Genomic DNA, 12,793 nt, shown 5'->3' with positions numbered 1-12,793 from the left:
ATTCTCCAGACCTCAACAAAATTGAAAAGTTCTGGGCTAGATTGAAAAACTATGTTAGTCAGATTATCAATGATAGTGAAAACCTTGTGGATGCTGTGAGTAAAGCCTTCAGGCATCTGTCCTAACTAACTCGTTCTATGCCATATTAGCACAAGTTGCTCAAAAAGTCAAGCAAATAAAAGATACAGAGCAAAGACAAAATTTTGCCAGTTGTACGGGACTTTTTTGCGCGTATTTAAAGGACGGCAGCAGCTTTATTCGATTTTTTTGAACTAGAAGATTGAGAAGCTTGGTTAGGATATCCCGGAAACTGAGCGCTCCCCAGTAAAACCGGGGAAGGAGATATATATTTTTTTACCTACCTGATACTTTTTAAGAGATTAACTATCTCATCGGGGAATCTTTGCTGTAATTATTTATCGGATAATCGCGACAACAGGATCATAAAATTTTGCCTTACTTTTTGGGTATGGGGATGATTTTCTCCTAATCTTTCTTGATAAATAGCAATAGCTCTCACATACAACGGTTCCGCTTCTGCGTATCTGCCTTGGTATTTGTATAATTCTGCTAAATTATTGAGACTGTTAGCAAAATCGAGATTGTTTTCTCCTAATAGCTGTTCTATCAGAGAAAGGGAGCGCTTATACAAGGGTTCCGCTTCTGCGTATCTGCCTTGGGAGCAGTATAATCCCGCTAAATTATTGAGACTGGTAGCAAAATAGAGATTGTTTTCTCCTAATAGCTGTTCTATCAGAGAAAGGCATCTCTTACATAAGGGTTCCGCTTCTGCGTATCTGCCTTGGCTGAGGTATAATTCTGCTAAATTATTGAGAATGTTAGCAAAATAGAGGTTGTTTTCTCCTAATAGCTGTTTTATCAGAGAACGGGAGTGCTTATACAACGATTCTGCTTCTGCGTATTTGCCTTGGTATTTGTATAATCCCGCTAAATTATCGAGCCTAATAGCAAAATCGAGATTCTTTTCTCCTAATCGCTGTTTTATCAGAGAAAGGGAGTGCTTACACAACAGTTCTCCTTCTGCGTATCTGCCTTGGAATTCATATAACACTGCTAAATTATTGAGAATGTCAGCAACAATTGGATGGTTTTCTCCTAAGCGAGATTGGATTTCTTCACAACATTTTGTTAAGGTAACTGCTGCTAAATCATATTCTCCCTGTCCCTTATAAAACAAAGCTAACCCAAGAAACACCTGAATTAAATTATCTTCCGGGTTGGGAATATCATCTAACATGGTTTGACTGACAAGTTGCAGATGGGGAATTGCGGGAGTTACCGCTGCAATAATCTCCCTTGTGGGGGTTTGCGGGATATTTTCGGCAATGGTTAACAAAGTTTCCACAAAAGCGCATCGATAAAGAGAATTTTTCTCAGGAATTTCCTGTAATTGCCGTTGAAAAAATTCTCTCACGAGGGGATGAATCCGATAAAAAGAATAGTCCTCATCCACGGGTTGCATCAGATGAGAATTATCCAATTGTCCCCGCGCTTCTTCTAGTTCGCTTTCGGTAATTTCCGTGGATTTTGCCGTATCTTCTAGCAACGTCCAAGCAATAGCCACCGGTGCGAATAAACTCAACAGCATTGCCACTTTTTGAACAGCAGAACTTAAATCATCCCAACTGATTTTAATTGCGGCTGCTACCCCTAAATGTCCATAATCTCTGTGGTTTCTTTCCTTAGTTAAAGCAGTATGAGCTAAATTTAATTTATCGCGTAAATGGCTAAACTTTAAATGACGATTTTTTGCTAAATATTCCCCCACTAACTCCACTGCTAAGGTTAAGCGTCCTAAAATTTCGTGACAAATCTGTTCTACTAAAGCTTTTTCTTTCTCAACTTTAGCAGTACCAACAATTTTGGTTAATAATTCTACACATTTATCTAATGGTAAAACATCTAAAGCTATAGACTCAAATTCCGTACTAAGACACCTTTCCCTAGTGGTGACTAATATCTTAATCCTAGAATCTTTTGGTAATATTCGATCGGGAATTCGGTCGATATTGGGGACATCATCGAGAATTAATAATAATTTTCCCTGCTGAGGTAGCCAATTTTGCCAATACCAGTACACTTGTTTTTCTAAAGATTCTTTTTTCAATATTTCTGGTAAAGATAGATAGGGACCAGCTAATTTAACTATTTCTTCTGCTAAACCCGATAGTCGCAAGGATAACCAATATTGTGCCGCGTATTCCTGTTGGTATCGTTTCGCATATTCCAAAGCTAAAGCGGTTTTTCCTATTCCCCCTAACCCTTCTACTGCACAAACAATCACCCCTTGTTCTGTTTGCAATTGCTGATGAATTAAGGTTAACTCATCTTCCCTCCCGACAAAATTAACCGTACTTTTGCCCACATTACTAGGGACAGCTTGACGTTCTTTTGGTTCGGGAATATTCAGATTAAAAGTATTATTTTGATTGTTATCAGTTCCATCTTGCTCAATATTGATTTTCATTTTTAATTCTCTCTAAAAATAATTATCTTTGCTCAAAATAAATCTAATATAAAATTAATATTAATGAGGTTTTTAAGGAAAATAACGATACATTTCCTTTCGGGGTAGAAGACGAACCAAGGCGACAGTATCTTGCTCTAAATATAAACCAAGACGATAATCCCCAATCCGAATGCGATAAAATCCTCGATACCCTTGAATCGCTTTGACATTACGCAACTCTGTTAAACTTTTGGCTGATTCTATCTCCTCAATAATTGCCTGAATTTGTCGCTTAATTTTACCATCTTTGAGATTGCGTAGATCTGTCTCAAAGCTTTTACGAAATTCAATATTCATCTCTTATTCTTTTAACAGAGTCAAAATTTGATCACGACTGACATTGTTACTATCTTTTCCCTCTTGAATTGCCCTAGCCATAGCCGTATCTTCCAGCACTTCATAAATTAACTCTTTTAGTAAATCCTTTTCTTGTATTAATAACTCATAGAGTAACTCTTTTAATATTGGTTTTAACGCTTCCGCTTGCAATTCTGACATAAATTACCTCTTGTCTTTGATAATAACTATTTTCAATGATAACATTTACTAGGCTTGGTTTTCACAGATTAAAGATGTTGTTCTGTGTATTACCAATTCCCGATTGACTAATATTAATTGTCCGCTCGATACCAGCCAAGCTTTTAGAGGGAATACTTACTTTTTTAGACGATTTTTCACCCCTGCAATCACACGATTAAATGTGGGAAAATAACGCTTAAAAGTTGACTCAGTATCTAATTCCGCTTCGTAGGTCAGGGAAACAAAAGGAGGTATAGTAGATATAGCTGCCTTTAATTTGGCTGCTGCCGATCGCTCTGGTTGATTGAGTTTAGCCAGAATTTGGTTTAATGATTCTAAGATTTGTGCAGAAGCAAGTTCAGGGGGCGGTTCTGTGGTAATTGCCGTCACTTCTGTGATAATTTCTGCTACCATTACCTCGGCATCAGGAAAGGACGCTTCTTGACTGTCGCTGGCGATTAAATCCCATTTTTCTCGTTCCAATTCTTTAATTTCTATGCGCTTATCGTTTATGCGTTGCTGCAAAAGAACTTTATCTTCTGGACGCGCACCTGTCCACGCATCGCGGATTCCAGCTAATTGTTCTTTTAAGCGTTGAATATTTTTATCGAGATTTTGTAATTCGTCAGTAGCCATGGAAAAATAAGCTTAAATTAGCCAATTAATTCAATTATGATCTATCTATCTAGAAATGTCATTCCTTTGGCTGTCCCCCACTCCCCAACACCCAACCCCCCACGGATCACAGAAAAAGCCTAGCTCAATCTGGAAATTTTGATTATGATCATTAGTAATTGACCTTTATTTGTGATATAGATTCAAAGGAGAGACACGGTGTCCACAGAAGTGATCGAAAAGCGTTCCACAGCGACAATCCGTAAACCAGCACCGCGTTATCGCGTTTTACTCCACAATGACGACTTTAACTCGATGGAGTATGTGGTTCAGAGTTTAATGCAAACGATCGCCGGTATGACGCAACCCCAAGCAGTTGATATCATGATGGAAGCGCACACGAATGGTACAGCCTTGGTGATTACCTGCATCCAAGAACACGCGGAATTTTACTGTGAAACCTTGAAAAATAAAGGTTTAACCAGCAGCATCGAACCCGATGAATAAAAGATTACGGGTAATTGCCACTTACCCAGTCCCCCTGCGACTGGGAATTTTTATTTTGCTCTTACTTTTTCTCTGGTTGCCGATCGCACTTCCCCTCTATCACTTTTTTGCCACTAATGCTAATCTGGTCTCAATTTTGACCCTTTCTGTTCTCTATCTGGAATTTTTGGGGTTATCCCATTGGTGGGGACGGACAATTTATGGCGATGAGGGATTAGCAGATTATGGGTTAATTTGGCGAAGAAAAACGCTGATTGAGTTAATTAACGGCTTGGCGATCGGTCTATTTTTTACTTTCTCGCTTTTTCTGTCCCAAGCGTTCCTAGGTTGGTTAAATTTCTTACCCGCAAATCCCCAGATCGGCAAAATCATCCTGGAGGGGTTTTTAGTCGCTTTAGCGGTGGGTTTTGCCGAAGAATTACTATTTCGCGGCTGGTTACTGCGAGAATTAGAAAAGGATTACAGTCCCGCTATCGCTCTAGTGATTAGTGCCTTAATTTTCGCTCTTGCCCACTTTATTAAACCTTTAGCCGAAATTATCCGCACTTTTCCCCAATTTCCTGCCTTAGTCTTGCTAGGATTGATTCTCGGTTGGGCAAAACGCGCCTGTGGTGGTAGTTTGGGTAAAAGTATCGGTCTGCACGCGGGTTTAATCTGGGCATACTATATATTAAATGTGGGTCAGTTAATTAAATACACTGGTACTGTTCCCGATTGGTTAACTGGAATCGATAAAAATCCTTTAGCGGGAGTGATGGGTTTACTTTTTCTGACAATTCTCGCTATCTGGACAAGAAAAAAAGTAACCGATGTAAAACTGGACAGTTAGACTGTTTTCTCTCCCTGTCAATTTCGGTCTTTTGAGGGGTTTTTCGCCGATATGTATTAAGGTTTATGCTGCCGATATTTCCGATGAATGACAATTTTCTAGCGATCGAGCGTTTCCACTAGCGAAATTCGAGTTTATCATAAAAAGAAATCCTCTCTCAGGTAAGAGCGGTAGTATGGCTTACTCGACACAGCAGTTAATTGAAATCCTCGAGCGAGAAATGCACGCCACTTGCAAAGGGGAACGTCTCTTACTCTCCCCGGCGGAGCGCATTGATAATCCGGTGATTGCCAAGGCGATCAATCTAGAAAAGGTGGGCAAAGTCTTCGCCTATCAGGATTTTCGCCGCCAAGTTCACGATTATCAACAACAATATCAGGTTTCGGGCATTATCTGGCGTGTTTGTCAATGGGGCGATCGCACTCTCCGTTATCCCGAAATTCATAATCAATTAGTTGCCGTGGCGGGTGACAAGGAAATTCTCATGGCTGCCAAAGCCTCTGTTTTAGAGTTTTGGAACAGTATCACCCCTAATATGAATTTTTGGTGGGCGCTTAACTCCCGTCGTCCCATTTCCGCCGATTCTCTAGCCGAATTAGTCGCCCAGTCCGAATGGGCCGAATTAGATGTGGCGCGCACAGAATTATATCTCGGCCTCTGTTGGGGTAATCCTTTAGAACACCAGTATCAATGGGCGCAACCCTTTTCCGGTTGTCATCGCATTATCGCCGCCGTCGATGAACCTAGTTCGATTAAGGTATAAGGGCGATTGATGTCTTGGGGTTGGGAAGCTTTTTTTCAGTGATCAGTAAACAGTAATCAGTGAACTGAAAACTCACATCTGATCACTGCCTCCTGTTGTAAAGTTTTGTTAATTTTTCTGGGAATAGGGCGTTTTGTAAAAATAGATACAGAATTGTATGTTATATATATTAGTGGGCGATTAAAAAAGTTCAAAACACGATTTGCAGATCGGAGGAAATGATTATGTCTACAGAACAACAAGCTCGTGCCTTAATGATGCGTCACCACCACGCCGTCAAAAATCGTCAACAATCGATGTTAGGGAGAAGTGCTTCTGAAATCGGTATTGACAATGACAATGGCTACGGGGGAACTGTTCAACGTCGCTTCTCGGCCGACTTTTCTTCACAAACCTATGATCGCTCTGGTGCTACTCTGAGTTAGGCTCTGAGATTTCGCCAAGGTGTCAGCTTTCAATCTTAGAATTAAGTGAACAATCGGCCCACGCAAACCGAGATCGGAATGTGTGGGTTTTCGATTTTTAGAGATAGGGGTCAGTCCTGGGCCGATTACGGGGTTTCATCGGGATTTATGCCTAATTGCCGTAATTGCGCCGCTAAACGTTCCGCCCGTTGACGTTCGCTTTCGGCCTGTTGATAGGCTGCCTGGGTGCGTTGACGTTCGATTTCGGCCTGTTGATAGGCTGCCTGGGTGCGTTGACGTTCAATTTCAGCATTCTGACGTTCAATTTCGGCTAATTCCGCAGGTAGGAGAATTAAATTGCCGTCTAGGTCATAAAAACGCAGCCAAGGGGCTTCTTCTCGCTGAATACTGCCCATCCAGACTCCTAACCATAATCCCAAACGTTGACACCATAACCAACCGCGGTGGTCGGGAATAATTTCTTGATAGCATTGATTTTGGTCTAAAGCCCAACCTTGCAGGGAAGTGGCATCAAAGGGATTGTAAACGAAGTATTGGGAACAGCGAAAAGTCCGCTCATAGAGGTCTTTTTTGGTAGTTAAATCGATTTTTGCGGTGCTTTCTGACATTAATTCCACGATCACATCGGTATAACGTCCGTTTTCGTCCCAAACCACCCATCCTTGTCGTTTATAACTACCATCGATATCGAGGACAACGAAAAAATCGGGGCCACGAAAATCTTTATTAAAAACCCGCTCACGGCTAAAGTAAATAAACATATTACCGCCAACAAAAAAGTCCTCTCGATCCTGATAGGCTTGTTCGATAGAATCGATTAAGACATTCATGGCCTTGCGGTGACGGTGGGTTTCCAAAGGTTCTCCGTCATCAAAAATCAAGTCTTCTGGGGGAATGGGGGGTTCTTCCCAATCGATAACTGGAGGAGTGAGAGGTTGAGTCATCGGGGTTACGTCCGGGATAGAGATGGTTTTATTTCATCTGCAAGACGAGGCGATATTTAGGTTGTCCACTTCTCAATTTTGCCATGGCTTCATTCACCTGCGAGATAGGATAGGTTTCCGTGACCGGTTCAATGCCATGACGAGAGGCAAATTCGATCATTTTACTGATGGTACTGGGACTCCCCAAAGGACTACCAGAAATCGATTTTTGACCCATAATCAAGGGAAAAGCGTAGGTAGCTATGGGTTCAAGAACGGCCCCAACAATATGCAGACGACCTTTGGGACGTAAACAGGCGATATAAAGACCCCAATCGAGATTAACGTTAACGGTAGAGATGATGAAATCAAAGTAATTTTGTACCGATTGCAAAGCTTCGGGGTCTCTGGAATTGATAAAATGAGTCGCGCCTAGTTCTTTTGCTTCTGTTTCTTTGTCGGGACTACTAGAAAAAGCGGTTACTTCGCAGCCCCAAGCTTTGAGGAATTTTAAGGCTATATGGCCCAAGCCACCAATACCAATGACCCCAACTCGGGCCGTGGGTTTAATATCAAATTGGACAATGGGATTAAAGACGGTTATACCACCACAAAAAAGCGGGCCAGCTTTGGCAGCATCTAACTGGTCTGGCAAGGGAACTAACCAACTATGATGGGCCCGGACTTTTTCGGCAAAACCGCCATGGCGACCGACGATAGTTCCTTCGGCAGTGGCACAAAGGTTTTGATCCCCTGACATACAAGTTTCACAGGTCGAACAGGAACGGGAAAACCAACCAAGACCGACTCTTTGCCCTATGTTTAATTCTTTGACTTTAGCACCAAGAGCGGCGATTGTACCAACCACTTCATGACCAGGGACAAAGGGATAGGTGGTCAGTCCCCAATCGTTATCGAGCATACTTAGGTCACTGTGGCAGATGCCGCAATATTCCACCTCGATTTCCACATCTTCATCCGCTAATATACCCGGATCGTAGTCAAAAGGTTCTAGTTTTCCCCCTTTTTCTCGGGCAGCATAGGCTCTAATCATGATTAAGTCCTCTAGGATGGGTTTATTGGTTATTTTATCCTAGATTGATCTGAGTATGTCTTAACTATGGTCTATTGCCTGTTCCCTAATAGCCGATAATTAATTCCACCAGTAATTTTCATCTGAATCTGGCTCTCTTATTTTTTGTGTGATTCAGTTTAAGTTATATAGGAGCGATCAATCTTTGTGTCCTTTGTGTCTTTGTGGTTCGTTCCACTCGCTCGCCAGCAGGAATGTATCTTAGAATACATTTTACCCACCAAACCTAAGAGAGCCTGAATCCTCACAAAACTTGTCCCTAAAATCCGCAAGCATCGAGAAGCGACCAGCAATCGCCGACGAAAAAATCAAGAGAAGTGATTGAGAAAGCGACAGAATAATTAGAGAAAATCATCACTCATGCCAACAAAACCTCAAAAATTCTAGTGGCAGAATTGGCAAAAAATCAAACCGCTAGGGAAATCAATCGAGTCACCGAAGAACCTTTTCGAGAGATGCCCTCCGAAAAATTGACTGAATCATTGGTAGGAAAGGAGATTAAACCAGGGATTAAACCAGCATAATGGACTATTAAGACAATTTTTGGCTAAGGGTAGGAATTTTCAAATTGTCAAACCAGAGGAGGTAAAAAGAGCCGTAATACTAAATCCGTTGAGTACAGGCCAGTTATGAGGAGAGGCACTCATGCAAGGGGGGGTAGGGGAGAATAAATAATCAGTTTTTAATAACCGGATTTAGTATAAACTCGATTAACAATCGGCCTCGAAAATGTCTTGACGATCAGATACCAAATGAGGTATTGTATGAAGGTAGATTCGGGTAGTGATGCAGTTAAGACTTGAATTAGCCAAGGGGCGGAGAAGTCAAACAAGGCAAAAAGCCCGTACCCAACTTTGGGATAATTTTTGTCGGCAGTCATATCCTATTAACTACCTTTATTATCAGATAGTCATGGGCAAAGTCATCGGCATCGACTTAGGGACAACCAACAGTTGCGTTGCTGCACTCGAAGGAGGTCAGCCGATTATAGTCCCCAACTCGGAAGGGGGAAGAACAACTCCTAGTATTGTGGGATTCGGCAAGAGCCAGCGCCTAGTAGGACAACTAGCCAAACGTCAAGGCGTCACTAATGCCGAAAATACCGTCTATAGCATCAAACGCTTCATCGGTAGACGTTGGCAAGACACCGAAGCAGAAAGGGGACGAGTCGCCTATAATTGCCAACGCGGTCGCGATGATACCGTCAACATCAAAATTCGCGATCAAGAATTTACCCCCCAAGAAATCTCGGCCATGATCCTGCAAAAATTAAAAGCCGATGCCGAAGCCTATCTGGGAGAACCGATCAAAGAAGCCGTCATTACAGTCCCCGCCTATTTTACCGATGCCCAACGTCAAGCCACCAAAGACGCGGGGGCGATCGCAGGGCTAGAAATATTAAGAATTATTAACGAACCCACCGCCGCCGCCCTGGCCTACGGTTTAGATAAACAAAACGAAGATCAACATATCCTCGTGTTTGACCTAGGGGGGGGAACCTTCGACGTTTCCATCCTGCAACTGGGGAATGGAGTCTTTGAAGTGAAAGCCACGGCTGGCAATAACCATCTTGGCGGAGACGATTTTGATAACCTCTTAGTGCAGTGGCTGATCGAGAACTTCAAAAACCAAGAAAACATCGACCTAGCCACCGATCGCATGGCCAGCCAAAGACTGCGAGAAGCCGCCGAAAAAGCCAAAATCGAGCTTTCTAGCCTGATCACCACCTCAATCAATCTCCCCTTCATCACCGCCGACGAAACCGGTCCCAAACACCTAGAAATAGAACTAACTCGCGCTAAATTCGAAGAATTAACCAGAGAATTAGTAGAAAAAACCCTCCAACCCGTACAACAGTCCCTCAAAGACAGCCAACTACAGCCCGGGGATATCAACCGTGTGATTCTCGTCGGTGGTTCCACCAGAATGCCCGCCGTACAGCAATTAATCTCCCGTTTCTTTTCCACGGGCCAGATTGATCGCTCTGTCAACCCCGATGAAGCCGTTGCTTTAGGAGCAGCAATTCAAGCTGGAGTTTTAGGTGGAGAAGTAGAAGACGTCCTCCTCCTCGACGTCACCCCCCTTTCCCTAGGCATCGAAACCCTCGGCGAAGTTTTTACCAAAATCATCGATCGCAATACCACTATCCCCACCAGCAAATCTCAGACATTTTCCCCCGCTGCCGACGGTCAAACTTCGGTGGAAATTCATGTTCTGCAAGGGGAAAGGTCGATGGCCCAGGATAATAAAACCCTCGGTAAATTTCTCCTGACGGGAATTCCTCCCGCCCGTAGGGGTGTGCCACAAATCGAAGTAACCTTCGAGATCGATGTCAACGGCATCTTAAAAGTGTCCGCCAGCGACCAAGGCACCGGCAAAGAACAAAGCATTTTAATTAGCCATACTGGGGGACTGAAACCGAACGAAATTGAAAAAATGCGCCTAGAAGCCGAACAATACGCCGAATTTGATCGCAATCGTCTGCAAATGATCGATATTCGCAACCAATCCGATAGTCTTTTCTATAGCTACGAAGTCACCCTCAAGGAAAACAGTGAGTTTGTCGCCCCCGATATCCGGCAACTAGCCGACCAGAAGCGGCAACAGTTGGAAATCGCCCTGCGCGACCCCTCCATATCCCCGGAAAAGCTAAAAACCACCCTGGCAGAATTTCGTCAGATTGTCCTCGAAATCGGTACCCGTATCTACACAGGTAAACAAAAAGAAAACCCAACCCGCAACGATACCGGTCTTCAAGCGCTCAACGTCACCCAAGAACCAACTCAACCAACCCGCACCCAAGCCGCCGCCCCCCCAAATACCATCGCCGACAGGCCAACCCCCTCCTCTACTGGAACCAGAACCCATAGCAATCCAGAAACGAAATCCACCGAATCAGGCAGTTATGATAATACCTACAATGAGGCAGAAGCGATCAACAGTGACTACGAGGCCGTAGATTAAAAAAGGAAAAGCTATCAGCCTTTTCAGTGATCAGTAATCAGTAATCAGTGATCAGATGTGAGTTTTCAGCTTTTTTCTCCCCACACCCCACACCCCACACCCCATACCCCACTCCGGTGCTCCCCTCTCCCACCAAAAAAATAGTAGGGATAACCCAACTAAACTATTATGTATAGTTTGTTAAAGTAACAACTAGACTTAAACTTTATTTATAAATTGCGAGCAGAACCATAGCCCCCTATGCCCACTGATTATTACGAAATTCTAGGTGTCTCGCGGGATGCCGGCAAAGAAGACATCAAACGCGCCTATCGTCGTCTCGCCCGAAAATACCATCCCGATGTTAACAAAGAACCGGGAGCCGAGGAACGCTTCAAAGAAATTAACCGCGCCTACGAAATTCTCTCGGAACCAGAAACCCGCAATCGTTATGACCGCTTTGGTGAAGCTGGGGTTTCTGGTGGCCCTGCCGGTTTTGATCCCGACAATATGAGCGGTTTCGCCGATATCTTTGAGTCAATCTTTAGTGGTTTCGGTGGCATGGGCGGCCAAGCAGCCGCCCGCCGACGCACAGGCCCTATCCGGGGCGAGGATCTACGTCTCGATTTCAAACTAAAATTCCGCGAGGCGGTCTTTGGCGGCGAAAAGGAAATCCGCATCCGTCATCTGGAAACCTGTCAAACCTGTAAAGGCAGTGGGGCCAGACCAGGAACCAGTCCCCGCACTTGTACTACTTGTAATGGTACTGGTCAGGTGCGTCGCGCCACCCGTACTCCCTTCGGTACTTTTGCTCAGGTTTCGGCCTGTCCCACCTGTGATGGTGCTGGAGAAGTGATCGAGGAAAAATGCGACCTTTGCGGCGGTTCTGGACGTAAACAGGAAACCAAAAAACTGAAAATTACCATCCCCGCGGGGGTTGACAACGGCATGAAATTGCGCGTTGCCCGGGAAGGAGACGCAGGACTTAAAGGCGGGCCGCCGGGGGATTTATTCGTTTATCTAACCGTGGAAAACGATGCAGAATTTCAACGGGAAGGTAATGATATTAAATCGGATATCTCGATTAGTTATATCCAAGCGATTTTAGGATGTACCATCAAAGTTAATACTGTAGATGGCCAAGAGGACTTGACTATCCCTGCCGGTACTCAACCGAACACCGTACTGATTTTAGAAAACAAGGGGGTTCCCAAATTAGGTAATCCCGTTAGCCGCGGTGATCATCGTATTACCGTTAAAATCTCGATTCCTGCCCGTGTCACGGGAGAAGAACGGGAATTACTGGAAAAAATAGCGAAAGTTCGCGGGGAAACCGTGGGGAAAGGCGGAATCGAGGGATTTTTAGGTAATATCTTCCATAAATAGGGCAGGCTGAATAAATCTAAAAATCTTGTCGGTTAATGGAGGCAGGAGTCATACCATTTTTCTTTATTCTTGGCAGGTATCTTACCCCCCCCTTGCCCCCCGACATCGGGGGGGTGGGGGGTTAGGGATGAGGGCGATTAACCATCTCTGCCATTACTTATGAAAAATGGTCTCAGTATTCAGGAGTCAGGAGATAGGAGATTATTTTATTTATTCTCCCCACACCCTACACCCCACACCCCACACCCCACACCCTGTCC

The 12,793-nt window shown here is 43.8% G+C and carries 12 protein-coding genes and 1 pseudogene; 7 read left to right on the top strand and 6 right to left on the bottom strand.

All coding sequences use genetic code 11. The features are described 5' to 3' along the window. Positions 1-412: 412 nt before the first annotated feature. The 4 genes from O9334_RS18335 to O9334_RS18320 form a co-directional block, all read right to left on the bottom strand. On the bottom strand, positions 413-2,488 hold the full coding sequence (locus tag O9334_RS18335) for a tetratricopeptide repeat protein (protein ID WP_288001689.1): 2,076 nt from the start codon (positions 2,486-2,488) through the stop codon (positions 413-415). Positions 2,489-2,560: 72 nt separating this feature from the next. Continuing rightward, positions 2,561-2,827, bottom strand: coding sequence for a type II toxin-antitoxin system RelE family toxin (locus tag O9334_RS18330; protein ID WP_288001686.1), 267 nt, complete (start codon positions 2,825-2,827; stop codon positions 2,561-2,563). Positions 2,828-2,830: 3 nt separating this feature from the next. Next, positions 2,831-3,028: a hypothetical protein gene (locus O9334_RS18325; RefSeq protein WP_045358504.1), complete on the bottom strand. Its 198-nt coding sequence runs from the start codon at positions 3,026-3,028 to the stop codon at positions 2,831-2,833. Between the two features lie 156 nt (positions 3,029-3,184). Continuing rightward, positions 3,185-3,685 (bottom strand): hypothetical protein, encoded by a 501-nt coding sequence (locus O9334_RS18320; RefSeq protein WP_288001684.1) that lies wholly within the window; start codon positions 3,683-3,685, stop codon positions 3,185-3,187. A gap of 198 nt (positions 3,686-3,883) precedes the next feature. On the opposite strand from O9334_RS18320, the gene clpS reads away from it, so the two are divergent. From clpS to gifA, 4 genes are all read left to right on the top strand, one after another. Next, positions 3,884-4,171, top strand: a complete 288-nt coding sequence (gene clpS, locus O9334_RS18315) for an ATP-dependent Clp protease adapter ClpS (RefSeq protein WP_002738526.1) — start codon at positions 3,884-3,886, stop codon at positions 4,169-4,171. After that, positions 4,164-5,000, top strand: coding sequence for a CPBP family intramembrane glutamic endopeptidase (locus tag O9334_RS18310; RefSeq protein WP_045358506.1), 837 nt, complete (start codon positions 4,164-4,166; stop codon positions 4,998-5,000). The genes clpS and O9334_RS18310 overlap by 8 nt, the downstream gene beginning before the upstream one ends. A 175-nt stretch (positions 5,001-5,175) precedes the next feature. After that, complete coding sequence (locus O9334_RS18305) at positions 5,176-5,763, top strand: hypothetical protein (RefSeq protein WP_002797180.1); 588 nt, start codon at positions 5,176-5,178, stop codon at positions 5,761-5,763. A gap of 224 nt (positions 5,764-5,987) precedes the next feature. Next, on the top strand, positions 5,988-6,188 hold the full coding sequence (gene gifA / locus O9334_RS18300; RefSeq protein WP_045358507.1) for a glutamine synthetase inactivation factor IF7A: 201 nt from the start codon (positions 5,988-5,990) through the stop codon (positions 6,186-6,188). A gap of 125 nt (positions 6,189-6,313) precedes the next feature. Here gifA and O9334_RS18295 read toward each other — a convergent pair whose 3' ends face one another. Both O9334_RS18295 and ahr read right to left on the bottom strand, forming a co-directional pair. Next, positions 6,314-7,132, bottom strand: a complete 819-nt coding sequence (locus O9334_RS18295; protein WP_288001682.1) for a Uma2 family endonuclease — start codon at positions 7,130-7,132, stop codon at positions 6,314-6,316. A gap of 28 nt (positions 7,133-7,160) precedes the next feature. Continuing rightward, positions 7,161-8,165, bottom strand: a complete 1,005-nt coding sequence (ahr, locus tag O9334_RS18290) for an NADPH-dependent aldehyde reductase Ahr (RefSeq protein ID WP_045358509.1) — start codon at positions 8,163-8,165, stop codon at positions 7,161-7,163. Positions 8,166-8,554: 389 nt separating this feature from the next. On the opposite strand from ahr, the pseudogene O9334_RS23220 reads away from it, so the two are divergent. From O9334_RS23220 to dnaJ, 3 genes and pseudogenes are all read left to right on the top strand, one after another. Continuing rightward, positions 8,555-9,007, top strand: a pseudogene (locus O9334_RS23220) (hypothetical protein); the annotation flags it as partial. Positions 9,008-9,116: 109 nt separating this feature from the next. Further along, positions 9,117-11,168, top strand: coding sequence for a molecular chaperone DnaK (dnaK, locus tag O9334_RS18275; RefSeq protein WP_288001694.1), 2,052 nt, complete (start codon positions 9,117-9,119; stop codon positions 11,166-11,168). Positions 11,169-11,408: 240 nt separating this feature from the next. Further along, positions 11,409-12,533, top strand: coding sequence for a molecular chaperone DnaJ (dnaJ, locus tag O9334_RS18270; protein ID WP_045358510.1), 1,125 nt, complete (start codon positions 11,409-11,411; stop codon positions 12,531-12,533). The last annotated feature ends 260 nt before the right edge of the window (positions 12,534-12,793 follow it).

The sequence above is a fragment of the Microcystis sp. LE19-8.1F genome (assembly GCF_027531715.1).
Lineage (GTDB): Bacteria > Cyanobacteriota > Cyanobacteriia > Cyanobacteriales > Microcystaceae > Microcystis > Microcystis wesenbergii_A.
Note: the sequence above shows the minus strand (reverse complement) of the source record. Positions and strands in the feature narration are given on the sequence as shown.

What these genes read in the sequence shown, in the direction of transcription:
- O9334_RS18335 (WP_288001689.1), bottom strand. Translation starts at nt 2,488, where the DNA reads ATGAAAATCAATATTGAGCAAGATGGAACTGATAACAATCAAAATAAT.
- O9334_RS18330 (WP_288001686.1), bottom strand. Translation starts at nt 2,827, where the DNA reads ATGAATATTGAATTTCGTAAAAGCTTTGAGACAGATCTACGCAATCTC.
- O9334_RS18325 (WP_045358504.1), bottom strand. Translation starts at nt 3,028, where the DNA reads ATGTCAGAATTGCAAGCGGAAGCGTTAAAACCAATATTAAAAGAGTTA.
- O9334_RS18320 (WP_288001684.1), bottom strand. Translation starts at nt 3,685, where the DNA reads ATGGCTACTGACGAATTACAAAATCTCGATAAAAATATTCAACGCTTA.
- O9334_RS18310 (WP_045358506.1), top strand. Translation starts at nt 4,164, where the DNA reads ATGAATAAAAGATTACGGGTAATTGCCACTTACCCAGTCCCCCTGCGA.
- O9334_RS18305 (WP_002797180.1), top strand. Translation starts at nt 5,176, where the DNA reads ATGGCTTACTCGACACAGCAGTTAATTGAAATCCTCGAGCGAGAAATG.
- gifA (WP_045358507.1), top strand. Translation starts at nt 5,988, where the DNA reads ATGTCTACAGAACAACAAGCTCGTGCCTTAATGATGCGTCACCACCAC.
- O9334_RS18295 (WP_288001682.1), bottom strand. Translation starts at nt 7,132, where the DNA reads ATGACTCAACCTCTCACTCCTCCAGTTATCGATTGGGAAGAACCCCCC.
- ahr (WP_045358509.1), bottom strand. Translation starts at nt 8,165, where the DNA reads ATGATTAGAGCCTATGCTGCCCGAGAAAAAGGGGGAAAACTAGAACCT.
- dnaK (WP_288001694.1), top strand. Translation starts at nt 9,117, where the DNA reads ATGGGCAAAGTCATCGGCATCGACTTAGGGACAACCAACAGTTGCGTT.
- dnaJ (WP_045358510.1), top strand. Translation starts at nt 11,409, where the DNA reads ATGCCCACTGATTATTACGAAATTCTAGGTGTCTCGCGGGATGCCGGC.